Origin of the sequence: Pseudomonas sp. KBN10P06128 (assembly GCF_037574945.1) — a bacterium.
In the GTDB taxonomy this organism is placed as follows: Bacteria; Pseudomonadota; Gammaproteobacteria; order Pseudomonadales; family Pseudomonadaceae; genus Pseudomonas; species Pseudomonas aeruginosa.
On the sequence record NZ_JBBELR010000001.1, the window covers coordinates 1,011,551 to 1,037,476 of the forward strand.

A 25,926-nucleotide genomic window follows, 5' to 3' on the forward strand; every position below is an offset into this window, starting at 1 on the left:
CTCTCCCGGATGCGTATCCGCCGGTCCATTTGCGCTAGCTTGTGGGTATATCGATAACATGTTAATCATATCGGCAGCGCTGCGTGGCTCGGTAATTGCCGCGCCATACAACAATAACGATGGCCGTTGCCGTCAGGAGGTGCCCGGTGCATACCCTGTCTTCCGCACACAACAGCTTCGAAGCCTGGAACCAGGCGTTGCGCCAGGTCTGCGGGCGCTTCGAATCGCAGCCCGCGCTGAACCGGACGCTGTTCATCGGCGATATCTCGCGGCAGGACCTCGGCGGCCTGGAGCTGGCGCAGATCCGCACCAACGCCGGGCGCATCGCCCGCCAGGCCACCCATGCCGATCATGACGACGACCGTCACTGCTTCCTGGTCGTCCAGCGCAGCGGCCATGCGCAACTGCGCCAGGGTGGGGACAGCATAGAGCTGGCGCCAGGGGAAATGGCGCTGATGGACTCCGCGGGCGGCTGCGAGATCATTCCCCACGGACTCATCGAACACACCTCGTTCCATCTCTCCCGCGACCAGGTATGCCGGCACCTGCCGCCCAGCCAGCGGGCCTTCGGCAAACTCTCGCCGAACTGCGCCAGCGGTCGCCTGCTCGGCCTGCTGGTGCAGCAGGTGTGCGCCGGAGAACTGCAGCCGTGGGCGGTGGCGGACGAGGGCGGGGCGTTGCAGGAGGCGCTGATCGCCCTGCTCGGGCCGGCGCTACAGCACGCCGGCGAGGAATTGGAGGGACCGCTGGCCGGGCTCTATGGCTACAGTCTGCGCCGGCACGCGGAGCGCCTGATCGAGCAATCCCTGCAGGAGCCGCGCCTGAGTCCGGACATGCTCGCCGGCCGCCTGCGCATCTCGGTGCGCCAGTTGTACCGGTTGTTCGAGGAGCAGGGCGACAGCGTCTGCCGCTACATTCTCCGCCAGCGCCTCAGCCGCAGCGCCGCCGACCTCGGCAACCCACGGCTGCGCGGCGAATCGATCACCTCCATCGCCTTCAAGTGGGGTTTCAGCGACTCGGCGCATTTCAGCCGGGCGTTCAAGAAGCAGTTCGAGGTTTCGCCCAAGGACTATCGGGCCGGCGCGCTACCGGCCTGACGCCGCCGCGCGCTGCCATTCGTCCCGCCGATCCGCGCCGCAGGCGGAGCTGGCCCGGTGAATGCTTGACGCTTCACCGGAGGCACAGCAAGAATGCGGCGTGTCAGGTTGCATGAAAATAACGGCAGCGCTGTCCGGGGTACCTGCCGCGACAAGCAGCACCCGATGCCCGCACCTTTCATGTCGCCAGCGAGGCGCAGGATGTCATTGCCTTGGGGCGTGCGCCGCGTCGCTATTCACTATCAGATTTCGAGTGCCCCCCTACACCATGCGAATGCGCCTGATGCTTTTGGGCGGCGGTAATGCCCTTGGACAGGCGCTGATCCGCCTAGGGGCGGAGGAAGACATCGGTTTCCTCGCGCCTAGACCACCCGAGCAGGGCTGGGATGCCGCCAGCCTCACCACCCTGCTGGACGAAACGCGCCCCGACGCGGTGATCAACCTCGCCTTCTACCACGACTGGTTCCAGGCCGAGCAGGTCGAGGCGGAGCGCCTGGGCGCCCAGGAGCGCGCCGTCGAGCGCCTCGCGGAGCTCTGCCAGCACTACGAGATCCTGCTGGTCCAGCCGTCCAGCTACCGGGTCTTCGACGGCGCCCGCGCCACCGCCTACAGCGAGAAGGACGAGACCCTTCCGCTGGGCCTGCGTGGCCAGGCGCTCTGGCGCATGGAGCAGAGCGTGCGCGCGGCCTGCCCGCGACATGTGCTGATCCGCTTCGGCTGGCTGCTGGACGAAAGCCCGAACGGCTTGCTGGGACGTTTCCTCAGCCGCGCCGAACAACCGCAGCCGCTGTTCCTCGCCGACGACCGGCGCGGCAACCCGACGCCGGTGGACGACGCCGCGCGGGTGGTGCTCTCGGTGCTCAAGCAGCTCGACTGCCAGGCGCCGCTGTGGGGCACCTACCACTACGGCGGACTGGAAGCGACCACCACCCTGGCGCTGGGACAGGTGATCCTCAACGAGGCGCGTACCTATCGCTCCAATCTGATCCAGGAGCCTTCGGCGGAGGCCCATGCCGCGCGCCCGGACGCGCTCGACGAACCGCAGCACGCGGTGATGGTCTGCAAGAAGATCCTCCACACCTTCGGCATCAAGCCGCGCGCCTGGCGCGCAGGTTTGCCGGCTCTATTGGACAGGTACTACAGGCATGTTTGAACGCCCCATCCTGATCACCGGCGGCGCCGGTTTCATCGGCTCCCACCTGACCGACGCGCTGCTGGCGCGCGGCTACCGCGTGCGTGTGCTGGACAACCTGTCCACCGGCAAGCGCGACAACCTGCCCCTGGACGACGAACGGGTCGAGCTGCTCGAAGGCGACGCCGCCGACGCGGCGACCCTGGCGGCCGCCCTGAAGGGCTGCGCGGCGGTCGCCCACCTGGCCGCGGTCGCCTCGGTACAGGCCTCGGTGGACGACCCGGTCGCCACCCACCAGAGCAATTTCATCGCCACCCTGAACCTCTGCGAAGCGATGCGCGAGCAGGGCGTGAAGCGCGTGGTGTTCGCTTCCAGCGCAGCGGTCTACGGGCAGAACGGCGAAGGCACGGCGATCGACGAAGACACCCCGAAGTCGCCGCTGACGCCCTACGCGTCGGACAAGCTGGCCAGCGAGTACTACCTCGATTTCTATCGCCGCCAGCATGGGCTGGAGCCGGCGATCTTCCGCTTCTTCAACGTCTACGGGCCGCGCCAGGACCCGTCTTCGCCCTATTCCGGGGTGATCAGCATATTCACCGAGCGCGCCCTGAAGGGGACGCCGATCACCGTGTTCGGCGACGGCGAGCAGACCCGCGACTTCATCTACGTCGCCGACCTGGTCGATTTCCTGGTCCAGGCGCTGGAGGCGACGGCGGTGGAGCCCGGGGCGGTGAACGTCGGCCTGAATCGCAGCATCAGCCTGAAGCAGTTGCTGGCGGAGATCGGCCAGGTGCTCGGTGGCCTGCCGCCGGTGACCCACGCCGACGCGCGAGCCGGTGACATCAGGCATTCGCGGGCGAACAACGAGCGCCTGCTGCGGCGTTTCCGCTTCGACCAGCCGACGCCGATGGGCGTGGGGCTGGCGCGCCTGCTCGGCCGCTGATCACCACCAGGGCTTGTTCAGCGCCAGGTAGAAGATCCCGCCCAGCAGGGTGAGGCTGAGGACGCTGAGCAGGCCCTTGCCGGGGCCTCGCGCCATCCGCAGGGCGAACGCCGCGCAGACGATGTAGCCCAGCAACAGCCCCAGCTTCGCCAGCAGCCAGAGCGGCAGCGGCCAGGGCATCGCCAAGTGCACCAGGCCGAGCGCGCTGAGCAGCAGCAGGGTGTCCACCAGGTGCGGTCCCCAGCGGCGGATGCCGCTGGCCTTGCGCCCCGACCAGTTCCAGGCCAGGCGCCAGACGAACAGGGCGGCGCTGCTGAGGGCGAAGGTGATGTGCAGGGTCTTCAGCCAGAGGTACATGGGCCCGTTTCCGCAGGATGAGAAAAGGCGCCCGAAGGCGCCTTTTTCCGTTGGGGGCGCAAGCCCCGCGACAGTCTACGACTCAGAACTTGTAGCCGAAACCGATCATGTAGACCCACGGATCGACGTCCACGTCGACCTTGGTCTTGTTCACGCCCAGGGCGCTCGGGCCGTTGATGCTGGCCTTGGTGTCGATGTCCATGTACCAGACGGCCATGTTGAACAGCGCGTGCTCGTTGAGCATGTAGTCGAAGCCCAGTTCGCCGGCCAGGCCCCAGGAGTCCTGCAGCTTCATGCTGCTGAAACCCTGCGCCTTGCGGTTGCTGGCGAGGTCTTCGTCGAAGAAGGTGGTGTAGTTCACGCCCAGGCCGCCGTAGGGCTGGAAGGCGCTGTTGGTACCGCCCATGGGGTAGTACTGGAGCAGCAGGGTCGGCGGCAGTTGCTTGATGTCGGCCAGCTTGCCGTCCAGGCCCGGGCCGAGGCCCTTGACGTCGACCTGGTGGTTGAACGGAGTGGCGGCGACCAGTTCCACGCCCCACTTGTCGGCGAACATGTAGGTGAAGGTCAGGCCGAGCTGGGTGTCGCTGTCGACGGTCGCCTTGGTACCGCGCTGCTTGGCGCCGTCCAGCTTGATGTCGGAACTGCTGTCGTCGGGATCGACGGTGGCGAAGCCGCCACGGATGATGAAGTCACCGGCCTTGTGTCCTTGAATATCCGCAGCGGCGAACGGGGAGGCGACGGTGAGGGCCAGCAGGGAAGCGGTAAGCCAGGACTTACGCATGATGAGCTCCATTCCTTGTATTAGAAAGTGTTGGTGCTGCTAATGGTCAGCCAGCTAACAGTTGCCTTCCTTGACACAGCTCAATCAATCCTAGGAGCAAATGTGACCGCCGCAACGTAAACGGCGCGGCGGATTGTCGCATGTCGTTCAGCCACCTTCGTATTCGTAGGGCGTCACCTTGCTCGCCTGCATGCGGTAGCCGGCCGCCGCCAGCTCGCTGCTGGCGTTCTCCACCTTGAAGGTGCCCTCGACCCAGAACGGCTGGTACAACTCGTCCATCTGCACGCCCTTGGCGGTCTTCACGTAGACGATCTGGTTCGACGGCGGCGGCGGTACGTGGATGCAGGCGCCGTAGTAGGGCACCAGGAGGAACTCGGTGACCAGCCCGGCCTCGCTGATTTCCAGCGGCACGATGTAGCCCGGCAGCTTGGCCTCGATGCCGTCCAGTGCCTTCACCACCGGGGCGTTGGGGCTCTGCTGGCTGGCCGCCGGGCCGGCTTCGCTGAGGGCGTTGGCGAGGTCGTGGATCGGCAGCGGCACCGGGGCGGGCGGGGCGCCGGCCGGGATCAGTTGCGACCAGGTCAGTTCGCGCGGCGCGGCGCGCGCCACGGCACTGCCCAGGAGCAGGGCGAAAGCCAGCAGGAGGACGGTCAGGGAGCGCAGCATCGGGGAATATCTCCGGGTCATAGGCGGATCGACAGGCCATCGGCCAGGGACTGGCGGTAGGCGCGCCAGGCCGGCACGCAGCCGATCAGCACGGCGGCCGCCAGGATAGCCCCAAGCAGGCTCCACTCATAGTTGCTCGGCCAGGCCAGCGGCAGGTAGATGCCGTAGTTGGCCTGGACGTAGCCCTGGCTGGCGGCGATGCCGAGGTAGAGCAGGCCGAGGCCGAGGGCGACGCCGGCCAGCGCCAGGCTGAAGGCCTCGGCCAGCAGCAGGCCGAAGATGTGCCAGGGGCGCGCGCCCACCGAGCGCAGGATGGCCATCTCCCGGCGGCGCTCGTTGAGGCTGGTGAGGATCGCCGTGAGCATGCCGATCAGGCCGGTGAGAACGACGAACAGCGAGACCACGAACAGTGCCTTCTCGGCGGTGCCCATCAGGCCCCACAGTTCCTGCAGGGCGACACCGGGGAGGATCGCCATCAGCGGTTCGCCGGGATAGTCGTTGACCTCGCGTTGCAGGGCGAAGGTCGCCACCTTGCTCTTCAGGCCGACCAGGAACGCGGTGATCGCCTGTGGTTGCAGGTCCATGTGCCGCGCCTGTTCGGCGCTGACGCGCCCGGCACCCATCGCCGGCACCCCGTTGCGCCAGTCGACGTGCAGCGCCTCCATGCCGGCGAGGGATATGTGCAGGGTGCGGTCCACCGGGGTACCGGTGCGCTGGAGGATGCCGACCACGGTGAACGGCTTGTCGTCGTGCTTGACCAGGCTCACCGTGCTCACCCCATGGGCCAGCACGATCTTCTCGCCGAGCCTGTAGTGCAGGGCTTCGGCCACCTCGGCGCCGAGCACCACGTCGAACAGGTCCTGGCCGAAGGCGCGGCCCTCGGCCAGTTGCAGTTCCTGGCCGCGGCCGTAGCGGTAGTGCTCGAAATAGCCGGCATCGGTACCCATTACCCGGTAGCCGCGGTGCGAGTCGCCGAGGGAGATCGGGATCGCCCACTTCACCCGCGGGTTTTCGGCGAAGTGCCGGTAGCTGTCCCAGCGGATGTTGTTGGTCGCGTTGCCGATGCGGAATACCGAGTAGAGCAGCAGGTTCACCGAGCCGGAGCGCGCGCCGACGATCAGGTCGGTTCCGGAGATGGTACTGGCGAAGCTGGTCTTGGCCTCGGTGCGGACCCGCTCCACCGCCAGCAGCAGGCAGGCGGAGAGGGCGATGGCGAAGATCGTCAGCAGGGCGGTGAAGCGGCGGTTGGCCAGGCTGGCCAGTGCCAGTCGGAAGAGATACATGCTCAGAGTCCTGCCGGCCGGGCGGCGCGGTTGAGATCGGAAAGGGACAGGCTGCGGTCGAACAGCCCGGCCAGGCTCTGGTCGTGGCTGACGAACAGCAGGCTGGCGCCGGCCTCGCGGCATTCGGCGAAGAGCAACTGGAGAAACGCCTCGCGGCTGTCGGCGTCGAGCGCCGAGGTCGGCTCGTCGGCGATCACCAGCTCCGGCTGGCCGATCAGCGCGCGGGCGGCGGCGACCCGCTGCTGCTGGCCGATGGACAGGCTGTCGGCGCGGCGTTCGTGCAGTTCGCCGCCGAGGCCGAGCTGGCCGAGCAGATGGCTGGCGGCCTGCGCCGGGCTACCGTGGCGTTCGCGGGCGCGCTGACGGCGCAACGCGGAAAAGTGACAGGGCAGCTCGACGTTCTCGCGTACCGAGAGGAATGGCAGCAGGTTGAACTGCTGGAAGATGTAGCCGGTGTGGTCGACGCGGAAATGGTCGCGGCGCGCGGCGGACAGCTTTTCCAGGTCCTCGCCGAGCAGGCGGATGCTGCCGCGGCCGGGCTTCTGCACGCCGCCGAGGAGGCCGAGCAGGGTGGTCTTGCCGCTGCCGGAAGGCCCCTTGAGGAACAGGCTCTCGCCGCGTTCGAGATGGAAGCTGGGAATGTCCAGCAACTCCGCCTGGCCGGGCCAGGCGAAGCCGAGGTTGGTCAGGGTGATCAGTGCGCTCATGGGGGTAGGGGCGGAACGCTCCGCCGGAGCCTCGAGAATGGATGGAGGGGCGCCGCGCCGAATCCCTCGCGGCGCCTCCGGAACGATCCTACAGCTTCAGCTCGGCGCTGGCCGGAGCCAGGTCGGCGCCTTTCTGGCCGTCGGGACCGATCAGTTGTACCTGAATTTTCTGGGTGGCGGGGAAGCGCTTGAAGAACTCGGCGAGGGTCAGCAGCTTGAGCAGCTCGGGCTTCTCGCAACTGAGCTGGTAATGGGCGTGGATATCGGCATGACCGTGTTCGTGTTCGTGGCCTGCCTTCTCCTTGTGCGCGTGGGCCGGCGCCTTGTCGCCGAACAGCGGACTCCGCAGTTCCTGGCTGGCCACCGAGCAGCCGGCGGTGACTGGCAGGGCGAACAGCTCCAGCGGTTTTTCCAGCTGCGCGCGGGCCTTGGCCACGGCGGCCTTGTCCGCGTCGGTGCTGGCGGCGTGTTCGAAACCGACCAGGTTCATCGCCGGGCTGTCCAGCTCCAGTTCGAGGGTCTTGCCGTCCAGCGCCACGTTCAACTGGGCGACGCCGTGCTCGTGCTTGCCCAGGCTGCCATGGGCGTGGTCATGGTCGTGGTCGTCATGGGCCTGGGCGGCGAACGGCAGCAAGACGAGGGCTAACAGCAGTGGGCGCATGAACGGGACTCCGGCAAGGAAGGAAAAGAGTTTGTTACGTTATAACGAATTTTTCCGCCTGCCTAGCCTGGCCGATTTGGCCCCTACGCGCCGACGTGGGAGCATGGCGCGATTCGCTTGTGGAGAAACGAGATGGTGCGGATTCGCGGAAGCATCGGCGACTGGCCGGTGGACCTGACCCTGGAACTGGACGCCGAGGATTGGCGCCAGCTGGCGCAACACGTGCCCCCGCCGCCGCTGGGCGAGCCGCAGGTCGCGGCGGCCAGGGCGCCGGCGCCGGCAGCGCCGGTGGATCGCCTATGGCAGACCGCCCAGGACCTGCTGCGCGGCAGCGGGCGGATCGAGGGGCCGCAGTTGCTGGCGGAGTTGGAGGGGTTCAGCGGCAATGCCGGCGCCGCCAAGCAACTGCTGGTGCGCCTGCGGCACGACGCCCGGGTCAAGGTCGAGGTGGTCGACGGCACCCAGGTGTTCGTCTGGCTGGAGGACTGAGCCCCGCGGACGGGGCTCGGCGACTCAGTAGAGCGCCTGGTACAGCTTGCGGCGGTAGGCGGTGACCAGCGGGTGGTCGTTGCCAAGCAGGTCGAAGACCTGCACCAGGGTCTTGCGCGGCAGGTCGTCCTGGTAGCCGCGGTTGCGCAGGAACAGCTTGAGCAGTCCGTCCAGGGCCGCCTCGTACTGCTGCCGGGCGAGCTGCTGGACGGCCAACTGGTAGGCTGCCTCGTCGTCGCCGGCATCGGCCGCCAGGCGGCTCTTCAGCTCTGCGCTGTCGGGCAGGTCGGCAGCCTGGCGCAGGAAGGTCAGCTGCGCGCGGGCGCCGGCCAGGGCCTGCTTGTGCTCGTCGCTCTTCACCGCGTCGAGGATGGCCTGCGCCTCTTCCAGTTCGCCGCGCTCGGCCAGGCAGCGGGCGTAGAGGATCAGCGCCGCGGCGTTCTCGTTGTTCTCCGCCAGCAGGGCTTTCAGGGTCGCTTCGGCGTCGCCGATGCGGCCTTCGGCGAACAGCGCCTGGGCCACTTCCAGCGGGTCTTCGTCGGGCAGCGCCGGTGCTTTCACATGGGGTTCGAGCAGGGCGCGGATCTGCGATTCGGGCTGGGCGCCGGCGAAACCGTCGACCGGCTGGCCATCCTTGAACAGGACCACGGTCGGCAGGCTGCGGATGCCGAAGCGCATCACGATGTCCTGCTCGACGTCGCAGTTGACCTTGGCCAGCAGCAATTCGCCCTGGTAGGATTCGGCGATCTGCGCCAGCAGTGGCATCAGCGCCTTGCACGGGGCGCACCAGTCGGCCCAGAAGTCCACCAGGACCGGCTTGTGGAACGAGTTCTCGATGACCAGCTGCTCGAAGTTGGCGCCGGTGACGTCGAAGATGTAGGGCGTATCGCTCATGTCGATTCTCGGAAACGCAAGGTGGTGACCACTATAAGTGGGGGCGCGCCGCGCGCAAACAAGCCCGTGCCTCAGGCTTGCCCGCGTTCGGCGTGATACAGGCTGACCAGGCGGAATTCGGCGGGCTCGGCGAGGTCCGGCCAGGTACAGGCTTCGAGCACGTCCAGGCGTCGGTACAGCGGATGACGGAAGTCACGGACCCGCGAGTCGGCGACCAGCGCCTGGCGGCCGCGGCTGAGGAACTGGTCGAGCAGCGGCAGGTTGGCGCGGTCGTAGAGCACGTCAGCCACCAGGATCAGGTCGAAGCGATCGTCCTCGGCGAAGAAGTCCGCCGAATAGCTCAGCTCCACTCCGTTCAGTTCGGCGTTCGCCCGGCTCGCTGCCAGCGCCAGGGGATCCAGGTCGCAAGCCACCACCTCGGCGGCGCCGGCGCGGGCCGCGGCGATCGCCGCCACCCCGGAGCCGCTGCCGAAGTCCAGCACGCGCTTGCCGCGGACCCACTGCGGGCGCTCCGCCAGCCAGCGCGCCAGGACCAGCCCGCTGGCCCAGCAGAAGCACCAGTACGGCGGCTCTTCGAGGATGCGGCGGGTTTCCTCCGGGCTGAACTGGCGGTCCATGTTCTGCGCGTCGATCAGCCACAGGCGCAGGTCGGTGCCGGGCAGCGCGGTGGCGCTGAGCCGGGCGTCGCCGAGCAGCTCGCCCAGCGCCTGGGTCAGGGCTTGGGGTGCCGTCACGGCGCGCGTACCAGGCGCAGTTCGCCGAGGGACTGGGTGGTCGGCTGGGCGATCCGCAACGGATGCAGGCGCCAGGCCAACTGGCCGGACTGGATCACCCGCGCGTGCAGTTCGACGCGCAGCGCGCCACCGGCCGGCGGGAAGGACTCGGGGTTGAACGGCAGGCGGAAGGGCATGAGTTCGCCGGTGGCCAGCACCGTCTCGCTGGCCAGCAGCCGCTGTGGACGGTCGCGCTCGTCGATCACCAGCAGTGCCATCTGCACCTCGCTGCCGCGTGGCAGGCTGCCCTGGATGCTGCTCAGCGTTCCGCTCAGCTCGCGCAGGTGGGCCGGCAGCACCGGCTCGACCATGGTCACGCTGCGCGAAGCTTGCGGCGTTGGCGCAGGCTTCGGCTTGTCGCTGGAACAAGCGGCGAGGAGAAGGACGGCCAGCAGGGCGATCGAGCGCAGGGTCATGGGCTGCTCCATAGCGGTGGAATCCGGGCGGCGCTTGTATAGCGCAAAGTGTGATTCTTGTCGCGCTTCGCGTAGGCCGCAACGTCCGATTCTTCCCGCCTCTCCCATCGTGCCGGCGCCGGTCGATTCTGCGGGTGCTCGGCCGGGCGCGGATGCGCTACCATGCGGCTTCCTTCAGCTACGCCTGTATCAGCACCATGCATTGTCCCTTCTGCGGTGCCCATGACACCAAAGTGATTGACTCGCGACTGGTCGCCGAGGGCGATCAGGTGCGCCGGCGCCGCGAGTGCCTGGCCTGCGGCGAACGCTTCACCACCTTCGAGACCGCCGAGCTGGTCATGCCGCGCCTGATCAAGCAGGACGGCAGCCGCCAGCCGTTCGACGAGGACAAGCTGCGCGCCGGCATGCAGCGTGCCCTGGAGAAGCGTCCGGTCAGCGTCGAGCGCCTGGAAGCGGCCATCGGCCACATCAAGCATCAGTTGCGCGCCACCGGCGAGCGCGAGATCAAGTCGCGGGTGCTGGGCGAACTGGTGATGGCCGAGCTGCAGAAGCTCGACGAAGTCGCCTACATCCGCTTCGCCTCGGTCTACCGGCGCTTCCAGGACCTCAACGAATTCCGCGAGGAGATCGAACGCCTCGCCCGCGAGCCGGCCAAGGAATGAACGCCGCCGACCCGCTGTACATGGCCCGCGCCCTGGAACTGGCGCGCCAGGGGCTGTACTCCACCCATCCGAATCCGCGCGTCGGCTGCGTGCTGGTCAAGGACGGCCAGGTGGTCGGCGAGGGCTGGCACGTCCGCGCCGGCGAGCCGCACGCCGAGGTCCATGCCCTGCGCCAGGCCGGCGAGAATGCACGCGGCGCCACCGCCTACGTGACCCTCGAGCCCTGCAGTCATTTCGGCCGCACCCCGCCGTGCGCCGACGCGCTGGTGGGTGCCGGGGTGGCGCGGGTGGTCGCGGCGATGCAGGATCCCAACCCCGAGGTCGGCGGTCGCGGCCTGCTGCGTCTGATGCAGGCCGGTATCGCGGTGCAGAGCGGGGTCCTCGAGGCCGAGGCGCGGGAACTCAACATCGGTTTCATCAAGCGCATGGAGCATGGCCTGCCGTTCGTCCGGGTCAAGCTGGCGATGAGCCTGGACGGGCGCACCGCCATGGCCAGCGGGGAAAGCCAGTGGATCACCGGCCCCGCCGCGCGTTCGGCGGTGCAGCGCTTGCGCGCTCGCTCCAGCGTGGTGCTGTCCGGCGCCGATACGCTGCTGGCGGACGATGCGCGGCTCAACGTTCGCCCCGACGAACTGGGCCTGAACGCCGAGCTTACCGCGCTCGCCGCGGCTCGCCAGCCGTTGCGGGTGCTGGTCGACGGGCGCCTGCGGGTGCCGCTGGAATCGGCGTTCTACCAGGCCGGTCCGGCACTGGTGGCGACCTGCGCCGCCGCCTCGGCGCGCGAACGCTTCCAGGACGCCGGTCACGAACTGCTGGCGCTGCCCTCCGCCGAGGGGCATGTCGACCTGCACAAGCTGCTCCTGGAACTGGCGGCGCGCGGCGCCAACGAAGTGCTGGTGGAGGCCGGCCCCCGCCTGGCCGGCGCCTTCGCCCGGCTGGGGCTGGTGGATGAGTACCGGCTGTTCGTCGCGCCGAAGTTCCTCGGCTCCAGCGCCCGTCCTTTGCTCGATTGGCCGCTGGCGCGGATGGCCGATGCGGCGCAGTTGCGGATCGACGACATCCGCGCGGTGGGCGACGACTGGCTGGTCACCGCGCGGCCCCATCCGCGGGACGCTTGAACTTCGCTGCGCGGCGACGCGGCGGACGATGCACAAGCGGCGCAACTGTGGTAAAACGCCACACGGCCATCTCGATGGCCGTAACGTTCTCAGGGCGGGGTGAAAGTCCCCACCGGCGGTAATGGCGCGCAAGGCGCCTAGCCCGCGAGCGCTTGCCGGACCGGCCACCGCCGGACGACAAGGTCAGCAGACCCGGTGCGATTCCGGGGCCGACGGTCATAGTCCGGATAAAGAGAGAACGGGATTGCCTGCCTGGGCGTACCCTGTGCGCCCGCAAGATCCCCTTCGATCCAAAAAGCCCTGTTTTTCACGAAACAGGAGTTCGTCATATGTCTTCATCTTGGAATACCCGCGCTATGGCACGCAGGCCGCTCGGCGTCGCGCCGGCCATGCTGCGCGCCTGTGCGGCGGAAAAACGGGAGGTCGCATGTTCACCGGCATAATCGAATCGATCGGCAGCGTCCGCGCGATGACGCCCAAGGGCGGCGACCTGCGGGTCTACATCGCCACCGGCAAGCTCGACCTGGGCGACGTCAAGCTTGGCGACAGCATCGCGGTCAACGGCGTCTGCCTGACCGCGGTGGAACTGCCCGGCGATGGCTTCTGGGCCGACGTCAGCCGCGAGAGCCTGGCGCGCACCGCCTTCCAGCACCTGAAGGTGGGCAGCCGGGTGAACCTGGAAAAGGCCCTGACGCCGACCACCCGCCTCGGCGGACACCTGGTGAGCGGCCACGTCGACGGCGTCGGCGAGGTGCTCAAGCGCGAGGAGAACGCCCGCGCCATCCAGTTCACCGTACGCGCCCCGCGCGAACTGGCCAGGTACATCGCGCACAAGGGCTCGATCACCGTCGACGGCACCAGCCTCACGGTGAACGCGGTGAACGGCGCGGAGTTCGAGCTGACCATCGTCCCGCATACGCTCAGCGAAACCATCATGGCCGAGTACCAGCCCGGACGCCGGGTCAACCTCGAGGTCGACCTGCTGGCCCGTTACCTGGAGCGCCTGCTGCTTGGCGACAAGGCCGCCGAGCCCAGCGCCTCCGGCATCAGCGAAGCGTTTCTCGCCGAGAACGGTTTTCTCAAGTAACCCACGAATTGCATAAGGGGGTGCCCATGGCACTCAACACGATCGACGAACTGATCGAAGACATCCGCCAAGGCAAGATGGTCATCCTGATGGATGACGAGGACCGCGAGAACGAAGGCGACCTGATCATGGCCGCCGAATGCGTCCGCACCGAAGACATCAACTTCATGGTCAAGCATGCCCGCGGCCTGGTCTGCATGCCGATGACCCGCGAGCGTTGCGAGCGCCTCGGCCTGCCGCTGATGGTGCAGCGCAATGGCTCCGGCTTCGGCACCAAGTTCACTGTCTCCATCGAGGCCGCCGAGGGCGTCACCACCGGCATCTCCGCCGCGGACCGCGCCCGCACCGTGCAGGCTGCGGCGGCGAAGAACGCCGTGGCCGCCGACATCGTCAGCCCCGGCCACATCTTCCCGCTGATGGCCCAGCCAGGCGGTACCCTGGCTCGCGCCGGGCACACCGAGGCGGCCTGCGACCTGGCGCGGATGGCCGGGTTCGAACCGTCCGGGGTGATCTGCGAGGTGATGAACGACGACGGCAGCATGGCTCGCCGGCCCGAACTGGAGGCGTTCGCCGCCGAGCACGGGATCAAGATCGGCACCATCGCCGACCTGATCCACTACCGGCTGATCCACGAGCGCACCGTCGAGCGCATCGCCGAGCAGCCGCTGGACAGCGAACTGGGCCACTTCAACCTGATCACCTACCGCGACTCGGTGGAGGGCGACGTGCACCTGGCGCTGACCCTCGGCAAGGTCTGCGCGGAAGAGCCGACCCTGGTCCGCGTGCACAACATGGACCCGCTGCGCGACCTGCTGCAGGTCAACCAGCCGGGCCGCTGGAGCCTGCGCGCGGCGATGACCAAGGTCGCCGAGGCGGGCAGCGGCGTGGTGCTGCTGCTCGGCCACCAGATCGGCGGCGACGACCTGCTCGCCCATGTCCGCGAGATCGCTTCGGCGCCGGCCCCGGCGCCCAAGGCCACCACCACCTACAGCACCGTCGGTGCCGGCTCGCAGATCCTGCGTGACCTCGGCGTGCGCAAGATGCGCCTGCTGAGTGCGCCGATGCGCTTCAATGCGATATCCGGTTTCGACCTGGAAGTTGTAGAATACCTGCCCGCCGAATAAGGCCTGTCCCGCCCGCCGCGTGCAAGATCGCGGCGGGCGCTATGCTGGACCGACCTTTCGACCCTTTTCGCTCGGGGCGCAACGGCGCCCCGGCTCTTTAACAGATGAGACCTGCTCATGACCCTGAAGACCATCGAAGGTACCTTCATTGCTCCCAAAGGCCGCTACGCCCTGGTGGTCGGCCGCTTCAACAGCTTCGTCGTGGAAAGCCTGGTCAGCGGCGCCGTCGACGCCCTGGTCCGCCACGGCGTGGCTGAAAGCGAGATCACCATCATCCGCGCCCCGGGTGCCTTCGAGATCCCGCTGGTGACCCAGAAGGTCGCCCAGCAAGGCGGCTTCGACGCCATCATCGCCCTCGGCGCGGTGATCCGTGGCGGCACCCCGCACTTCGAATACGTGGCCGGCGAGTGCACCAAGGGCCTGGCCCAGGTGTCCCTGCAGTTCGGCATCCCGGTCGCCTTCGGCGTCCTCACCGTCGACTCCATCGAGCAGGCCATCGAGCGCTCCGGCACCAAGGCCGGCAACAAGGGCGCCGAAGCCGCGCTGTCGGCCCTGGAAATGGTCAGCCTGCTGGCGCAGTTGGAGGCCAAGTGAGCAATCAAGACAGCGGCAACCCGGCAGCCAAGCCGCCGAAAGGCAAGACCGCCGCTCGCCGCAAGGCCCGCAGCCTGGCCGTCCAGGCCCTGTACTCCTGGCAGATCGCCGGCCAGCCCCTGCACGAGATCGAGGCGCAGTTCCGCACCGACAACGACTTCTCCGAGGTCGACGGCGCCTACTTCCACGAGATCCTGCACGGCGTGCCGCGACAGAAGAGCGAGCTGGACTCCACCTTCGAGCCCTGCCTGGACCGCCCGCTGGCCGAGATCGACCCGGTCGAGCTGGCCATCCTGCGGCTGTCCACCTACGAGCTGCGCAACCGCATCGACGTGCCCTACAAGGTAGTGATCAACGAGGGCATCGAGCTGGCCAAGACCTTCGGCGCCACCGACGGCCACAAGTTCGTCAACGGCGTGCTCGACAAGCTGGCGCCGCGCCTGCGCGCCGCCGAGCTGCGCGGCGGCAAGCGCTGATCCCGCGCCGGCGGCGTCATGGGTGAGTTCGAGCTGATCCGCCGCTTCTTCGCCGCAGCCGCCTGCGCGGCGCCGGCGACGGAGGTGGCCCTCGGCATCGGCGACGACTGTGCCCTGCTGGCGCCGCCTGCCGGCGAACAGCTGGCGGTCTCCACCGACACCCTGGTGGAAGGTGTGCATTTTCCCGCCGGTTGCGACCCTTTCCTTCTTGCCCAGCGCGCCCTGGCGGTCTCCGCCAGCGACCTGGCGGCGATGGGCGCCGCGCCCCTGGCCTTCACCCTGGCCCTGACCTTGCCGAAGGCCGACGCCGAGTGGTTGCAGGGCTTCGCCCGCGGCCTCGACGCCATGGCCCGGCAGTGCGGCCTGGCCCTGGTCGGCGGCGACACCACGCGCGGCCCGCTGAGCATGACCCTGACCGTATTCGGCAGGGTGCCGGCCGGCCAGGCGCTGACCCGCGCCGGTGCGCGCCCGGGCGACCTGCTCTGCGTCGGGGGCCCGCTCGGCGAGGCTGGAGCGGCGCTGGAACTGGTGCTGGAGCGAAGATCGGCGCCCGCCGAGGTGGCCGAACCGCTGCTGGCGCGCTACTGGACGCCGGCCCCGCAATTCGGTCTGGGCCTCGCCCTGCGCGGCAAGGCCAGCGCCGCCCTGGACATCTCCGACGGGCTGCTCGCCGACTGCGGGCATATCGCCCGCGCTTCCGGCGTCGCCCTGCTGGTCGAATGCCAGCGCTTGCAGGCAAGCGCCGCGTTGAGCGGCCTGCTCGCCGGCGAGGAAGCCTTGCGCCAGCAACTGGCCGCCGGCGACGACTACGTGCTGGCCTTCACCCTGCCGCCTGCGTACCTTGGCGAGATTCGCGCCGCGTGGCCGGCCATGGCCGTCATCGGCCGGGTCGAGGCGGGGCAGGGGGTGCACCTGCTCGACGCTGACGGAAAGGAACTCATACCGGCCGTGGCCGGCTACCAACATTTCGGAACCCAACGTGACTGAGCATCCTGATCAGGCGCCGGCGCAGCCGGTGCCGCCGTCGGTCTGGCGCAATCCCTGGCATTTCCTCGCCTTCGGCTTCGGCTCCGGCACCCTGCCCAAGGCGCCGGGCACCTGGGGGTCGCTGGTGGCCATCCCGTTCATCCCGCTGTGGCAGATGCTGCCGGACTGGGGCTACTGGCTGATGCTGGGAGTGACCATGCTGTTCGGCTTCTGGCTGTGCGGCAAGGTCGCCGACGACCTGCGCGTGCACGACCACGAAGGCATCGTCTGGGACGAGATGGTCGGCATGTGGATAACCCTCTGGCTGGTGCCGGAGGGCTGGTGGTGGCTGCTGATCGGCTTCGTCGTGTTCCGCATCGTGGATATTCTCAAGCCCTGGCCGATCAGTTGGGTGGACCGCAACGTGCACGGGGGCGTCGGGATCATGCTCGACGACGTCCTGGCCGGGGTATTCGCCTGGCTGGTCATGCAGGGTCTAGTCTGGGGATGGGTACACTGGCTGGTCTGAGGCCTCCCATGCGTCTGCTCGTCCTGTTCTGCTGCCTGTGGCTGCTGCCCGGCGTCGCTTCCGCCGAACCCTCCGTGGGCGAGATCCGCGTGGTCAGCGAAACCTGGACGCGCTACACCCAGGAGGACGGTCGCGGGGTGGCCTGGGACCTGCTGCGGGCCGTCTACGAGCCGGCCGGGGTACGCCTGCGGATCGCCAACGAGCCCTATACCCGGGCGGTCGGCCTGGTCCTGCGCGGCGAGGCCGACGCCTGGGTCGGCGCCTACCGCGGGGAAATCGACGAAGCGCTTTACCCTCGCTGGCCCTATGACGTCGATCCGATCGCCGTGCTTTCCCTGAAGGACAATCCGCCGCCGCCGCTGGAGGGCCTGAGCCGGTTCCGCCTGTCATGGATGCGTGGCTACGCCTTCGCCCGCTATTTCCCTACCCTGACCCCGCACAGCGAGTTGCAGCGCCGCACCTCGGCGCTGCCGATGCTGCTCAACCACCGGGTCGACTATTTCATCGATTCGCGTCCGGAACTGGAGGAAATGCTCGCAGGGGCCGGAGCGCTGGCGGCTGAGTACCGCATCACCGACGTCACTCGGTTGCCGCTGTATCTTGGCTTCTCCGATTCCCCCAGGGGCCGTGAGCTGCTGGCGCTGTTCGACCGGCGCATGCGGCAGTTGCATGCCAGCGGCGAGCTGGAGCGGATCTTCGCCCGCTGGAACTGGCCCTATGCGCCGTTGAAGGCAATCCTGCCACCCAAGGAGTGATCATGCTGCGGCTGTGCGTCGCCCTGTTTTCCAGCGTTCTCGCGTTGTCCTCGCTGGCCGCGCCCCAGGTGTTCGTGGTCGGCCTGTTCCCCGGCGCGGCGGTACTCAACGTCGATGGCCAGCGCAAGCTGGTCAGGGTCGGCCAGACCGGCCCGCAGGGCGTCCAGGTGGTCAGCGCCGACAGTCGCAAGGCGGTGCTGCGGATCGACGGCGTCGAGCGCACCTACGAACTGAGCCGCGAATACAACGAGGCGGGCTATTCGGCGCCGCAGCGGCAAAGCTTCAGCATCGCTCGCGGCACCGGCGGGCACTATTGGGTGGCCGGTTCGGTGAACGGGCAGAACATGCAGTTCCTGGTGGATACCGGCGCCACCAGCATCGCCATGAACGAGAACGAGGCGCGCCGCCTGGGTATCGATTACCGGGTGGACGGCAAGCCGATGGTCGCCTCCACCGCCAGCGGCACCTCGCGCGGCTGGCGGGTGACCCTGGACCGGGTGAAGATCGGCGGTATCGAGTTGCTGGGCGTCGAGGCGGCGGTGATCGAGGGTGGCTATCCGACCGAAGCCCTGCTCGGCATGAGTTTCCTCAACCGGGTGCGCTGGCGCGAGGAACAGGGGATGCTGCTTATCGAGGCCAAGCATTGAATGTCGCTCGCTCATAACCCCGGGTTCTATTCATCGTCCATCTCGATAGGTATTTGCGGCATTTCGAGCTGACCGGGCGCCGGACGCTGCTGGTACAATGGCGGACTTCCGTTTCCCTAGGAGTTCCCCGGTGTCCGTCGTGTTCGTCGCCGCCTCCAAACTGCCGACTCCCTTCGGCGAATTCACCATGCATGGCTTCCTCGACGAGGAGAGCGGCAAGGAACATGTAGCCCTGAGCATGGGCGACATCGCCGATGGCGCGCCGGTGCTTGGCCGCCTGCATTCCGAATGCCTGACCGGCGACGCGCTGTTCAGCCTGCGCTGCGATTGCGGTTTCCAGCTGGAAGGCGCGCTTGCCGCCATCGCCGAGGAGGGCCGCGGCGTGCTCCTCTACCTGCGCCAGGAAGGTCGCGGTATCGGCCTGCTGAACAAGATCCGTGCCTATGAATTGCAGGATGGCGGTGCCGACACCGTCGAGGCGAACCTGCAACTGGGTTTTGGCGCCGACCAGCGCGACTACGCCATGTGCCAGCCGATGCTCGCGCACCTGGGCGTCTCCTCCCTGCGCCTGATGACCAACAATCCGCGCAAGGTCAAGGCGCTGGAAAGCTACGCCATCACCGTGGCGGAGCGCGTGCCGCTGCAAAGGGGCCTGAACAAGCACAACAGGCGCTACCTGGCGACCAAGGCCGGCAAGCTCGGGCACATGCTCGGCAGCCTGCACCAGGGCGAGGCGGAAACCACGTGAGTCGCCAGCAAGCCCGCGGCGCGCTGGGACGCGCCTGGTGGTTGCAACTGGCGTTGGCGCTGTTGCCGCTGATCCTGGTCGAGTTCTTCCTCGGCGAACTGCAACCCCTTCCCCATGGCCTGGCGATGCCGCTGTTCATCGCCGCGCTGCTGTCGATGTTCGTCAACCTGCCGCTGTTCGGTGCCTACAAGCGTGGTCTCATCGCCACCCAGAAAGCGCTGGATACGGCGGAGGAAGCCGCCGCCTGGACCCGCCTGGCGCAGGTGCGCCGCAAGGCCCTGTTCGGCGCCAGCCTGCCGGCCTGGATCGGCGTGCCGGGTGTGTTCGCCGGGCTCAACGGCGTTGCGCTGATCCTGCTCGGGATCACCAGCCTGGTGCTGTTCTGGCTCTACCGTATTCCGCGTCAACTCGGTTGATGCGCTCGTTCTGGCTGCTCGCCTGCCTGCTCCTCAGCCTTTCCGCCGGGGCGGCGCAGCGGGTGGTCAGCCTGGCGCCTTCGCTGACCGACAGCGTCCTCGAACTCGGCGCCGCGCGCCGCCTGGTCGGCGTGCTGGATGGTGGCGAGCGTCCGGCGGCGATTGGCGACCTGCCTTCCGTCGGCCGCTACGGCCAGGTCAATCTCGAACGCCTGCTGGAACTGCAGCCCGATCTGATCCTGGTCTGGCCCGGCAGCGTGCCCGAGGCGCAGTTGCAGCGTCTGCGGGACTTCGGCATCGCCCTCTTCATCGCCGAACCGCACAGCCTCGACGAACTGGCCCTGCAACTGGCTGCGCTGGGCGAGGCATTGGGCGAGGCCGAGGCCGGCCAGCGGTTGTCGGCCAGGTTCCGCGAAGGCATGCGGCGCCTGGCCGAGCGCTACCGGCGGGACAAGCCGCTGAAGGTGTTCTACCAGGTCTGGGACCGGCCGCTGTACACCATTGGCGGACGCCAGGTGATCAGCGATGCGCTGCGCGTCTGCGGCGCCGAGAACCTGTTCGGCGACCTGCCGCAGCCGGCGCCGCAGGTCAGCGTCGAGGCGGTTCTGGCGCGCGATCCGGCGGTCATCGTCGCCGGCAGTCACGCCCAGCTCGAACTCTGGCGGCAATGGCCGGCGCTGGCGGCGACGCGGCGCGGACAGCTGTACCGGATCGAAGACAAGAACCTCGAGCGGCCGAGCTTCGCCATGCTGGCGGCGACCGAGAAACTCTGCCGCTCGCTCGCCGGGGCGCGCTGAATGCTTGCCGGTATCGCGCTGTACCGGCGGATAACGCCGGTGGCGTTATTCGCCCTACGGGCAATTGGGGGGGAGGGCGAATAACCGCAACGCGGTTATCCGCCGTTGTCGCTGGGTTTGGCGCTACTGCCGGTCGAGACGCTGGCGTACTGCCTTTTCGATGCCCGCGGCATCCAGGCCGCATTCGGCGAGCATCTCGCTGGGCTTGGCGTGTTCGACGTAGTAGTCGGGCAGGCCCAGTTGCAGCAGCGGGACTTCGAGGCCCTCGCTGGCGAGGAACTCGCCGACCGCCGAGCCGGCGCCGCCCATCACGGCGTTTTCCTCGATGGTCACCAGCAGTTCGTGGCTGCCCGCCAATTCGCGTACCAGGGCTTCGTCGAGGGGTTTGACGAAACGCATGTCGACGACCGTGGCGTCGAGGCTTTCGGCGACCTTCATCGCCTCCGCCAACTGCACGCCGAAGACCAGCAGTGCGACCCTGCCGCCGCGCCGACGGACCACGCCCTTGCCGATCTCCACCGGTTGCAGGTCCGGATCGATCGGATGGTTGGGGCCGCTGCCGCGCGGATAGCGCACCGCGGCCGGGCCATCGAACAGGTAGCCGGTGGTGAGCAGCTTGCGCAGCTCGTCCTCGTCGCTGGGGGTCATCACCAGCATACCGGGGATGCAGCGCAGGTAGGAGATGTCGAAGCTGCCGGCGTGGGTCGGGCCGTCCTCGCCGACCAGGCCGGCGCGGTCGATGGCGAACAGCACGTCGAGGTGCTGCACGGCGACGTCATGGATCAACTGGTCGTAGGCGCGCTGGAGGAAGGTCGAGTAGATCGCCACCACCGGCTTCATGCCCTCGCAGGCCATGCCGGCGGCCAGGGTCACGGCATGCTGTTCGGCGATGGCGACGTCGAAGTAGCGTTCCGGGTAGCGTTCGCTGAAGGCCACCAGGTCGGAACCTTCCTTCATCGCCGGGGTGATGCCGAGCAGGCGCGCGTCCTGGGCGGCCATGTCGCACAGCCACTGGCCGAAGACGCTGGAATACTTGGGTCCGCCGGTCTTCTTCGGCGCACTGCCGGGAGCTTCCAGTTTGGTGATCGCGTGGTAGCCGATCGGATCCAGTTCGGCCGGGGCGAAGCCCTTGCCTTTCTTGGTCACCACATGGAGGAACTGCGGGCCCTTCATGTCGCGCATGTTGCGCAGGGTAGCCACCAGGGTCGGCAGGTCGTGGCCGTCGATCGGGCCGATGTAGTTCCAGCCGAGTTCCTCGAACAGGGTGCCGGGGACCAGCATGCCCTTGGCGTATTCCTCGGTGCGCCGGGCGATCTCCCAGGCCCCGGGCAGGCGCGAGAGTACCTTCTTGCTGCCCTCGCGCATGCTGCTATAGGTGCGGCTGGAGAGGATCTTCGCCAGGTAGTTGGAGAGCCCGCCGACGTTGTGCGAGATCGACATGTCATTGTCGTTGAGGATCACCAGCATGTCGGCGTCGACTTCCGAGGCGTGGTTGAGTGCCTCGAAGGCCATGCCGGCGGTCAGCGCACCGTCGCCGATCACGGCCACCGACTTGCGCTCCTTGCCTTGCAGGCGGGCGGCGATGGCCATGCCCAGGGCGGCGCTGATGGAGGTGCTGGAGTGGCCGACGCCGAAGGTGTCGTACTCGCTCTCTGCGCGGCGCGGGAAGGCCGCCAGGCCGTTCTTCTGGCGCAGGGTGCCCATCAGCTCGCGGCGTTCGGTGAGGATCTTGTGCGGATAGGCCTGGTGGCCGACGTCCCAGACCAGGCGATCGTCCGGAGTGTCGAAGACGTAGTGCAGGGCGATGGTCAGCTCGACCACGCCGAGGCCGGCGCCGAAATGACCGCCGGTCTGCCCGACGGTATACAGCAGGTACTGGCGCAGCTCGTCGGCCAGGGTTTCCAGGTCCGCCTCGCCCAGCCGGCGCAGTTCGGCCGGCGAAGAGGCGCGGTCGAGCAGGGGCGTGGCGGGGCGCTCGCGGGGAATCTCATGGAGCGTCTTGGGCATCAGGCTGTCGTTATGCAATCCGGAGAGGCCAGCAGTTTACCTGATGCACCGGCCGCGCCCAAGCAAGGGAGCCCCTACCTTTGCCGGGGACTTCCGACGACCCGTCGGTCAGTTGCGTCGCTCGACGATGTAGCGGGCCAGTTGGCGCAGCGGGTCGGCGCTCGGCGGAAAACCGTCGAGGGCGGCCAGGGCCAGGTCGCGCAGCTCCAGGGCATAGCCTTTGGCGGCTTCCAGGCCGAGCAGGGCGGGATAGGTCGGCTTGTTGTGCGCCTGGTCCTTGCCCTGGGTCTTGCCGAGGGTGGCGGTGTCGCTTTCCACGTCGAGGATGTCGTCCTGCACCTGGAAGGCCAGGCCGATCGCTTCGGCGTAGCGTTCCAGGGCGGCCAGCGCGGCGGGCTCGGCGCGACCGCTGGCGAGGGCGCCGAGGCGCACGCTGGCTTCGATCAGCGCGCCGGTCTTGTGCCGGTGCATGACTTCCAGGGCCGCCTGGTCGAGGGCCACGCCGACCGAGCCGAGGTCGATCGCCTGGCCGCCGACCATGCCGGCGGAGCCTGCGGCGCGCGCCAGGCGGGTGAGCATTTCCAGACAGACGGCATGTTCCTGCGGATTGCGCCGGGTGTCGGCGAGCACTTCGAAGGCCAGCGCCTGCAAGCCGTCGGCGGCGAGGATCGCGGTGGCCTCGTCGAAGGCCCGGTGGGTGGTCGGCTGGCCACGGCGCAGGTCGTCGTCGTCCATTGCCGGCAGGTCGTCGTGGACCAGCGAGTAGGCATGGATCAGCTCCACCGCGCAGGCCGCGGCGTCGGCGCGCTGCGGCGCACCGCCGAGGGCCTCGCAGGCGGCGTAGGCGAGCAGCGGGCGAACCCGCTTGCCACCGTTCATCACGCTGTAGCGCATGGCCTCGTAGAGGCGTTGCAGTTCTTCGCGGGGAGCGACGAACAGGGCGTCCAGGGCGGCATCGACGCGCGCCTGGCAGCGCGCCTGGTAGGCCGCGATCATGCCTCGTCGCCTTCCGCATCGAACGGCGCTTCGCTGAGCTCGCCGTCGCGTTCGAGGAGGATCTGTACCTTCTGTTCGGCCTGGCTCAGCGACGTCTGGCATTCGCGGGTCAGGCGGATGCCCTGCTCGAAGGCGCCCAGCGACTCTTCCAGCGACAGCTCGCCGCTTTCCAGGCGTTCCACCAGGGTTTGCAGCTCGGTGAGGGACTGTTCGAAATCGAGGGTTTTCTTGCGGGCCATCGGGGGAGTCTCGGCGAGGTGTACAAAACCCCGCGACACTAGCAGAGGGGCGGGGGCCGGGCAAATCGGCGGAAGGTCGCTACGACCGATCGGGACGACCATGGCGGCGGCCTTGGCTAAGGTGGAGAGAGGTCCAGCGAGGAGGAGCCGACAGGCGATGCGCATCCAGGAGGTCCGGGAACGCAGTATTCCCCTTTCCCGTTACGCCGGCGTGGCGGCTGCCACCGGTGGTTTGAGCACCAGCCTGGTGGCGGTGCTCACCGATGCCGTGCGTGACGGTCGGCGTGTGGTCGGCTACGGCCACGCCTCGGTAGGGCGCTACGCCCAGGGCGGGCTGATCCGCGAGCGTTTCGCCCCGCGCCTGCTGGGGGCTCCGGCGGACAGCCTGGCGAGCGACGACGGCAGTGGCATCGATCCGTTGCGTGCCTGGGACCTGATGATGCGCGACGAGAAGCCCGGCGGCCACGGCGAACGCTGCGTCGCGGTGGGCGCCCTGGACATGGCCCTGTGGGATGCCGCGGCCAAGGCCGCCGGCCTGCCGCTGCATCGCTTCCTGGCGCGACGCCTGGGGCTGGCGGAAGACTATCCGCAGCGCGTACCGGTCTACGCCGGCGGCGGCTACCCCTATCCGCACGACGACCTGGGACGCCTGGAAGAGGAACTGCGGCGCTTCGTCGATCTCGGCTACACCCACGCCAAGATCAAGATCGGCGCGGCCGGGCTGGACCAGGACCGGCGCCGTATCGACAGGGCGCTGCGGGTTCTCGGCGACGCTTCGCGGCTGGCGGTCGACGCGATGAACCGCTACGACGCGGGGGGCGCGGTCGACGCAGCGAAAGCCCTGGCGCCGCTGGGGTTGTGGTGGTTCGAGGACATCTGCGACCCCCACGATTTCCCTACCCAGGCCGAAGTAGCGGATATCTATCCGGGCCCCATCGGTGCCGGCGAGGCCTTGTTCTCCCTGGCCGAGGCTCGCCTGCTGGACCTCTACGGCGGCTTGCGGCGGGAGCGCGACGTGCTGGTCTTCGACCCCGTGCATTGCTATGGCCTGCCGGGCTACCTGGCGATACTCGACTACCTGTGCGCCCGGGGTTGGCCGCGCGCGGCCTTCCGCCCGCACGCCGGCTACCTGTTCAGCCTGCACCTGGTGGCGGCCCTGCGCCTGGGCTGGGCCGAGGCTACGCCGTCGGCTTTCCGGCCATTCGACGATTTCGCCGGTGCCCTGCCGTTTTCCTCGGGACTGGCGGGGTTGCCACAATCGCCTGGTATCGGCTTCGAGCGCCAGGCGGCACTTGCCGGGCTGTTCCGCAAGCTTCTGGAGGTCTAGCGAACGGCGGTTGGCTGGGGTTGTGCGGAGGCATTAAAAAAGCCGGCTTGTGGCCGGCTTTTCTGGGGTGGGGTTGGCTTACTTCTGATAAGCCGCGCCTGCCTTAGGAATTCTGCATCGACGAGCCGAGGGCTCGTGAAGGAGGCGCTACTCTAGCAAACTCGGCCGGTCCTGCCCAGCATCCCGCGGGGCTCTATTTCGCCGGCTGCGAGCGGCGCCTGGCGAGAGCGCTCAGCACTTGGGCGACGAGGGCTTGGCCGGCTTGCTTTTCTTCACCGGCGATGCCTTGGGTAGCTGGGGCGCGGGAGCGGTATCCGGACTCAGACCCTCCACGCGGTAGCGCCAACCCTTGATGGCTGAGACCTGCCCGTCGGCGAAGCCCTTGCTGTCGGTCAGTTGCAACCAGTACTGGCGCTCCAGTTCCAGAAGCTGGCCCTGCAGCGTGCCGCCGGCGAAACTCTTGAGCGTGAAGGTCAGCAGCGGTTTTTGCCGCGAGGCCTTGGCCGGCGCGACCTCCAGCAGCCTGAGCGCAGCGAACAGGCGTGCGGCCTGCTCGGCTTCCGCCTCGCCCATCAACTGTGGCCTGGATGGGAACTGTCGCAGGCGGATGCCATCGTCCTTTTCGCTGGCTCGGGAAATGTTCAGCCGTACACCGTTGCCATAGGACAGGGTCAGCTCGCGCAACTGTTCGAATGGCAGGTCGGTCAACCGAGGGTCGAGCAGGGCCAGGTCGTTGACCGGCAGGCCGACCGTTCGGTCGATCAGCCAGGCCCGCTCATCGTCGGCCTGCCTGACCAACTGCCCGCCCTGCGAGGTGCGCTTGCCCAGCAACAGAACCAGCGGCGGCGCGTCGCCGCGCTCCAGGGTGATCCGGCTGGCCTGGCCCTTGCCCTGGTCGGAGAGTCCCATGCGCTCGCGGTTTTCCGGCGAGGCGCTCTTTTCCTCCAGCAGGCGCGCGTCGGCCAGGCTGCGCAACAGCTGCCGGATGGTTTCCCCCGAGGCGGGATAGCCGTCCTTGCTGGCGAGCGTCCAGTCCTTGCCATCGCGCCTGGCGCGGATCGTCGGTTGGCCGGGGGTGGCGATGCACAGCGCGGTCACCTGGTGCGGTTTCAGCCCTGGCAGCCAGGCGCGGCTCGCAGGCGGTTGCGCGGGCGGTTGCTGCCGTTCGTGGAGCCAGCCCAAGGTTCCGGCGAACAGCGCCAGGGCGAGAGCGAGTCCCGCTATGCTACCCAGGCGCAT

At 68.3% G+C, this 25,926-nt stretch carries 31 protein-coding genes and 1 riboswitch; of the genes, 18 read left to right on the forward strand and 13 right to left on the reverse strand.

Annotated features, from left to right (window positions below; genetic code table 11):
* Nucleotides 1-146 precede the first annotated feature (146 nt).
* The 3 genes from feaR to VQ065_RS04685 all read left to right on the forward strand — a co-directional run bounded on the left by feaR (nt 147) and on the right by VQ065_RS04685 (nt 3,172).
* Nucleotides 147-1,097 carry a transcriptional regulator FeaR gene (feaR, locus tag VQ065_RS04675; RefSeq protein WP_003093343.1) on the forward strand — a complete coding sequence of 317 codons (951 nt, stop codon included), beginning with the start codon at nt 147-149 and terminating at the stop codon, nt 1,095-1,097.
* Between the two features lie 268 nt (nt 1,098-1,365).
* Nucleotides 1,366-2,250, forward strand: a complete 885-nt coding sequence (locus tag VQ065_RS04680; RefSeq protein WP_003113045.1) for a dTDP-4-dehydrorhamnose reductase — start codon at nt 1,366-1,368, stop codon at nt 2,248-2,250.
* Complete coding sequence (locus VQ065_RS04685) at nt 2,243-3,172, forward strand: NAD-dependent epimerase/dehydratase family protein (RefSeq protein ID WP_003093339.1); 930 nt, start codon at nt 2,243-2,245, stop codon at nt 3,170-3,172. Before VQ065_RS04680 ends, VQ065_RS04685 begins: the two co-directional genes overlap by 8 nt.
* Here the strand turns inward: VQ065_RS04685 and VQ065_RS04690 are convergent, their stop codons facing one another.
* The 6 genes from VQ065_RS04690 to VQ065_RS04715 all read right to left on the reverse strand — a co-directional run bounded on the left by VQ065_RS04690 (nt 3,173) and on the right by VQ065_RS04715 (nt 7,627).
* The gene (locus tag VQ065_RS04690) at nt 3,173-3,529 is read right to left on the reverse strand and encodes a SirB2 family protein (protein ID WP_003093338.1); all 357 of its coding nucleotides are present in this window, start codon (nt 3,527-3,529) and stop codon (nt 3,173-3,175) included.
* An 82-nt stretch (nt 3,530-3,611) separates the two neighbouring features.
* Nucleotides 3,612-4,310 (reverse strand): outer membrane protein OprG, encoded by a 699-nt coding sequence (gene oprG, locus VQ065_RS04695; RefSeq protein ID WP_003093337.1) that lies wholly within the window; start codon nt 4,308-4,310, stop codon nt 3,612-3,614.
* A 147-nt stretch (nt 4,311-4,457) separates the two neighbouring features.
* Nucleotides 4,458-4,976 carry a DUF3299 domain-containing protein gene (locus VQ065_RS04700; RefSeq protein WP_003093334.1) on the reverse strand — a complete coding sequence of 173 codons (519 nt, stop codon included), beginning with the start codon at nt 4,974-4,976 and terminating at the stop codon, nt 4,458-4,460.
* 17 nt (nt 4,977-4,993) lie between these two features.
* Nucleotides 4,994-6,259, reverse strand: coding sequence for an ABC transporter permease (locus VQ065_RS04705; RefSeq protein WP_003093327.1), 1,266 nt, complete (start codon nt 6,257-6,259; stop codon nt 4,994-4,996).
* Between the two features lie 2 nt (nt 6,260-6,261).
* Nucleotides 6,262-6,966 (reverse strand): ABC transporter ATP-binding protein, encoded by a 705-nt coding sequence (locus VQ065_RS04710; protein WP_003093325.1) that lies wholly within the window; start codon nt 6,964-6,966, stop codon nt 6,262-6,264.
* Nucleotides 6,967-7,054: 88 nt separating this feature from the next.
* The gene (locus tag VQ065_RS04715; protein WP_003105271.1) at nt 7,055-7,627 is read right to left on the reverse strand and encodes a DUF2796 domain-containing protein; all 573 of its coding nucleotides are present in this window, start codon (nt 7,625-7,627) and stop codon (nt 7,055-7,057) included.
* Between the two features lie 132 nt (nt 7,628-7,759).
* Between VQ065_RS04715 and VQ065_RS04720 the strand changes: the two genes are divergently transcribed.
* Nucleotides 7,760-8,116, forward strand: coding sequence for a hypothetical protein (locus VQ065_RS04720; RefSeq protein ID WP_003105273.1), 357 nt, complete (start codon nt 7,760-7,762; stop codon nt 8,114-8,116).
* A 24-nt stretch (nt 8,117-8,140) separates the two neighbouring features.
* Here VQ065_RS04720 and trxA read toward each other — a convergent pair whose 3' ends face one another.
* The 3 genes from trxA to VQ065_RS04735 all read right to left on the reverse strand — a co-directional run bounded on the left by trxA (nt 8,141) and on the right by VQ065_RS04735 (nt 10,211).
* Nucleotides 8,141-9,010, reverse strand: a complete 870-nt coding sequence (gene trxA, locus VQ065_RS04725) for a thioredoxin (protein ID WP_003105274.1) — start codon at nt 9,008-9,010, stop codon at nt 8,141-8,143.
* A 71-nt stretch (nt 9,011-9,081) separates the two neighbouring features.
* Entirely contained in the window at nt 9,082-9,744 is a 663-nt protein-coding gene (locus tag VQ065_RS04730; protein ID WP_003132385.1) for a class I SAM-dependent methyltransferase, read from the reverse strand.
* Nucleotides 9,741-10,211, reverse strand: a complete 471-nt coding sequence (locus tag VQ065_RS04735; protein ID WP_003132387.1) for a YbaY family lipoprotein — start codon at nt 10,209-10,211, stop codon at nt 9,741-9,743. Before VQ065_RS04735 ends, VQ065_RS04730 begins: the two co-directional genes overlap by 4 nt.
* Nucleotides 10,212-10,396: 185 nt before the next feature.
* Between VQ065_RS04735 and nrdR the strand changes: the two genes are divergently transcribed.
* The 13 genes from nrdR (at nt 10,397) to VQ065_RS04800 (ending at nt 20,118) form a co-directional block, all read left to right on the forward strand.
* Complete coding sequence (gene nrdR, locus VQ065_RS04740) at nt 10,397-10,861, forward strand: transcriptional regulator NrdR (protein WP_003107181.1); 465 nt, start codon at nt 10,397-10,399, stop codon at nt 10,859-10,861.
* The gene (gene ribD / locus VQ065_RS04745; protein WP_003093318.1) at nt 10,858-11,979 is read left to right on the forward strand and encodes a bifunctional diaminohydroxyphosphoribosylaminopyrimidine deaminase/5-amino-6-(5-phosphoribosylamino)uracil reductase RibD; all 1,122 of its coding nucleotides are present in this window, start codon (nt 10,858-10,860) and stop codon (nt 11,977-11,979) included. Before nrdR ends, ribD begins: the two co-directional genes overlap by 4 nt.
* Before the next feature lie 81 nt (nt 11,980-12,060).
* Nucleotides 12,061-12,223, forward strand: a riboswitch (FMN riboswitch).
* Nucleotides 12,224-12,406: 183 nt separating this feature from the next.
* Nucleotides 12,407-13,066 (forward strand): riboflavin synthase, encoded by a 660-nt coding sequence (locus VQ065_RS04750; RefSeq protein ID WP_003093316.1) that lies wholly within the window; start codon nt 12,407-12,409, stop codon nt 13,064-13,066.
* Nucleotides 13,067-13,092: 26 nt separating this feature from the next.
* On the forward strand, nt 13,093-14,190 hold the full coding sequence (gene ribBA, locus VQ065_RS04755; RefSeq protein WP_003093313.1) for a bifunctional 3,4-dihydroxy-2-butanone-4-phosphate synthase/GTP cyclohydrolase II: 1,098 nt from the start codon (nt 13,093-13,095) through the stop codon (nt 14,188-14,190).
* Nucleotides 14,191-14,307: 117 nt separating this feature from the next.
* Entirely contained in the window at nt 14,308-14,784 is a 477-nt protein-coding gene (gene ribH / locus VQ065_RS04760; RefSeq protein WP_003093311.1) for a 6,7-dimethyl-8-ribityllumazine synthase, read from the forward strand.
* On the forward strand, nt 14,781-15,260 hold the full coding sequence (nusB, locus tag VQ065_RS04765) for a transcription antitermination factor NusB (RefSeq protein WP_003093308.1): 480 nt from the start codon (nt 14,781-14,783) through the stop codon (nt 15,258-15,260). Before ribH ends, nusB begins: the two co-directional genes overlap by 4 nt.
* Before the next feature lie 18 nt (nt 15,261-15,278).
* Nucleotides 15,279-16,247 (forward strand): thiamine-phosphate kinase, encoded by a 969-nt coding sequence (gene thiL, locus VQ065_RS04770; protein ID WP_003093306.1) that lies wholly within the window; start codon nt 15,279-15,281, stop codon nt 16,245-16,247.
* Entirely contained in the window at nt 16,240-16,755 is a 516-nt protein-coding gene (locus tag VQ065_RS04775; protein WP_003093304.1) for a phosphatidylglycerophosphatase A family protein, read from the forward strand. The genes thiL and VQ065_RS04775 overlap by 8 nt, the downstream gene beginning before the upstream one ends.
* Before the next feature lie 8 nt (nt 16,756-16,763).
* On the forward strand, nt 16,764-17,510 hold the full coding sequence (locus VQ065_RS04780) for a substrate-binding periplasmic protein (protein ID WP_003093303.1): 747 nt from the start codon (nt 16,764-16,766) through the stop codon (nt 17,508-17,510).
* Between the two features lie 2 nt (nt 17,511-17,512).
* Complete coding sequence (locus VQ065_RS04785; protein ID WP_003093301.1) at nt 17,513-18,157, forward strand: TIGR02281 family clan AA aspartic protease; 645 nt, start codon at nt 17,513-17,515, stop codon at nt 18,155-18,157.
* A 130-nt stretch (nt 18,158-18,287) separates the two neighbouring features.
* The gene (ribA, locus tag VQ065_RS04790; RefSeq protein WP_003093299.1) at nt 18,288-18,905 is read left to right on the forward strand and encodes a GTP cyclohydrolase II; all 618 of its coding nucleotides are present in this window, start codon (nt 18,288-18,290) and stop codon (nt 18,903-18,905) included.
* Entirely contained in the window at nt 18,902-19,321 is a 420-nt protein-coding gene (locus tag VQ065_RS04795) for a hypothetical protein (protein WP_003093296.1), read from the forward strand. Before ribA ends, VQ065_RS04795 begins: the two co-directional genes overlap by 4 nt.
* A complete protein-coding gene (locus VQ065_RS04800) occupies nt 19,321-20,118 on the forward strand; it encodes a cobalamin-binding protein (RefSeq protein ID WP_003102817.1) in 798 nt (265 codons plus the stop codon). Before VQ065_RS04795 ends, VQ065_RS04800 begins: the two co-directional genes overlap by 1 nt.
* A gap of 123 nt (nt 20,119-20,241) precedes the next feature.
* Here the strand turns inward: VQ065_RS04800 and dxs are convergent, their stop codons facing one another.
* From dxs to VQ065_RS04815, 3 genes are all read right to left on the reverse strand, one after another.
* Nucleotides 20,242-22,125: a 1-deoxy-D-xylulose-5-phosphate synthase gene (gene dxs, locus VQ065_RS04805; RefSeq protein WP_003102816.1), complete on the reverse strand. Its 1,884-nt coding sequence runs from the start codon at nt 22,123-22,125 to the stop codon at nt 20,242-20,244.
* A gap of 108 nt (nt 22,126-22,233) precedes the next feature.
* The gene (locus VQ065_RS04810; protein ID WP_003093289.1) at nt 22,234-23,121 is read right to left on the reverse strand and encodes a polyprenyl synthetase family protein; all 888 of its coding nucleotides are present in this window, start codon (nt 23,119-23,121) and stop codon (nt 22,234-22,236) included.
* On the reverse strand, nt 23,118-23,360 hold the full coding sequence (locus tag VQ065_RS04815) for an exodeoxyribonuclease VII small subunit (protein WP_003093283.1): 243 nt from the start codon (nt 23,358-23,360) through the stop codon (nt 23,118-23,120). The genes VQ065_RS04810 and VQ065_RS04815 overlap by 4 nt, the downstream gene beginning before the upstream one ends.
* A gap of 157 nt (nt 23,361-23,517) precedes the next feature.
* Here VQ065_RS04815 and VQ065_RS04820 point away from each other — a divergent pair, with 157 nt between their 5' ends.
* Complete coding sequence (locus VQ065_RS04820; RefSeq protein ID WP_003093274.1) at nt 23,518-24,687, forward strand: mandelate racemase/muconate lactonizing enzyme family protein; 1,170 nt, start codon at nt 23,518-23,520, stop codon at nt 24,685-24,687.
* 231 nt (nt 24,688-24,918) lie between these two features.
* Here the strand turns inward: VQ065_RS04820 and VQ065_RS04825 are convergent, their stop codons facing one another.
* Nucleotides 24,919-25,926, reverse strand: coding sequence for a DUF4340 domain-containing protein (locus VQ065_RS04825; protein WP_003093271.1), 1,008 nt, complete (start codon nt 25,924-25,926; stop codon nt 24,919-24,921).

What these genes read in the sequence shown, in the direction of transcription:
- VQ065_RS04680 (WP_003113045.1), top strand. Translation starts at nt 1,366, where the DNA reads ATGCGAATGCGCCTGATGCTTTTGGGCGGCGGTAATGCCCTTGGACAG.
- VQ065_RS04685 (WP_003093339.1), top strand. Translation starts at nt 2,243, where the DNA reads ATGTTTGAACGCCCCATCCTGATCACCGGCGGCGCCGGTTTCATCGGC.
- VQ065_RS04690 (WP_003093338.1), bottom strand. Translation starts at nt 3,529, where the DNA reads ATGTACCTCTGGCTGAAGACCCTGCACATCACCTTCGCCCTCAGCAGC.
- oprG (WP_003093337.1), bottom strand. Translation starts at nt 4,310, where the DNA reads ATGCGTAAGTCCTGGCTTACCGCTTCCCTGCTGGCCCTCACCGTCGCC.
- VQ065_RS04700 (WP_003093334.1), bottom strand. Translation starts at nt 4,976, where the DNA reads ATGCTGCGCTCCCTGACCGTCCTCCTGCTGGCTTTCGCCCTGCTCCTG.
- VQ065_RS04705 (WP_003093327.1), bottom strand. Translation starts at nt 6,259, where the DNA reads ATGTATCTCTTCCGACTGGCACTGGCCAGCCTGGCCAACCGCCGCTTC.
- VQ065_RS04710 (WP_003093325.1), bottom strand. Translation starts at nt 6,966, where the DNA reads ATGAGCGCACTGATCACCCTGACCAACCTCGGCTTCGCCTGGCCCGGC.
- VQ065_RS04715 (WP_003105271.1), bottom strand. Translation starts at nt 7,627, where the DNA reads ATGCGCCCACTGCTGTTAGCCCTCGTCTTGCTGCCGTTCGCCGCCCAG.
- VQ065_RS04720 (WP_003105273.1), top strand. Translation starts at nt 7,760, where the DNA reads ATGGTGCGGATTCGCGGAAGCATCGGCGACTGGCCGGTGGACCTGACC.
- trxA (WP_003105274.1), bottom strand. Translation starts at nt 9,010, where the DNA reads ATGAGCGATACGCCCTACATCTTCGACGTCACCGGCGCCAACTTCGAG.
- VQ065_RS04735 (WP_003132387.1), bottom strand. Translation starts at nt 10,211, where the DNA reads ATGGAGCAGCCCATGACCCTGCGCTCGATCGCCCTGCTGGCCGTCCTT.
- nrdR (WP_003107181.1), top strand. Translation starts at nt 10,397, where the DNA reads ATGCATTGTCCCTTCTGCGGTGCCCATGACACCAAAGTGATTGACTCG.
- ribD (WP_003093318.1), top strand. Translation starts at nt 10,858, where the DNA reads ATGAACGCCGCCGACCCGCTGTACATGGCCCGCGCCCTGGAACTGGCG.
- VQ065_RS04750 (WP_003093316.1), top strand. Translation starts at nt 12,407, where the DNA reads ATGTTCACCGGCATAATCGAATCGATCGGCAGCGTCCGCGCGATGACG.
- ribBA (WP_003093313.1), top strand. Translation starts at nt 13,093, where the DNA reads ATGGCACTCAACACGATCGACGAACTGATCGAAGACATCCGCCAAGGC.
- ribH (WP_003093311.1), top strand. Translation starts at nt 14,308, where the DNA reads ATGACCCTGAAGACCATCGAAGGTACCTTCATTGCTCCCAAAGGCCGC.
- thiL (WP_003093306.1), top strand. Translation starts at nt 15,279, where the DNA reads ATGGGTGAGTTCGAGCTGATCCGCCGCTTCTTCGCCGCAGCCGCCTGC.
- VQ065_RS04780 (WP_003093303.1), top strand. Translation starts at nt 16,764, where the DNA reads ATGCGTCTGCTCGTCCTGTTCTGCTGCCTGTGGCTGCTGCCCGGCGTC.
- VQ065_RS04785 (WP_003093301.1), top strand. Translation starts at nt 17,513, where the DNA reads ATGCTGCGGCTGTGCGTCGCCCTGTTTTCCAGCGTTCTCGCGTTGTCC.
- VQ065_RS04800 (WP_003102817.1), top strand. Translation starts at nt 19,321, where the DNA reads ATGCGCTCGTTCTGGCTGCTCGCCTGCCTGCTCCTCAGCCTTTCCGCC.
- dxs (WP_003102816.1), bottom strand. Translation starts at nt 22,125, where the DNA reads ATGCCCAAGACGCTCCATGAGATTCCCCGCGAGCGCCCCGCCACGCCC.
- VQ065_RS04810 (WP_003093289.1), bottom strand. Translation starts at nt 23,121, where the DNA reads ATGATCGCGGCCTACCAGGCGCGCTGCCAGGCGCGCGTCGATGCCGCC.
- VQ065_RS04815 (WP_003093283.1), bottom strand. Translation starts at nt 23,360, where the DNA reads ATGGCCCGCAAGAAAACCCTCGATTTCGAACAGTCCCTCACCGAGCTG.
- VQ065_RS04820 (WP_003093274.1), top strand. Translation starts at nt 23,518, where the DNA reads ATGCGCATCCAGGAGGTCCGGGAACGCAGTATTCCCCTTTCCCGTTAC.
- VQ065_RS04825 (WP_003093271.1), bottom strand. Translation starts at nt 25,926, where the DNA reads ATGCGCCTGGGTAGCATAGCGGGACTCGCTCTCGCCCTGGCGCTGTTC.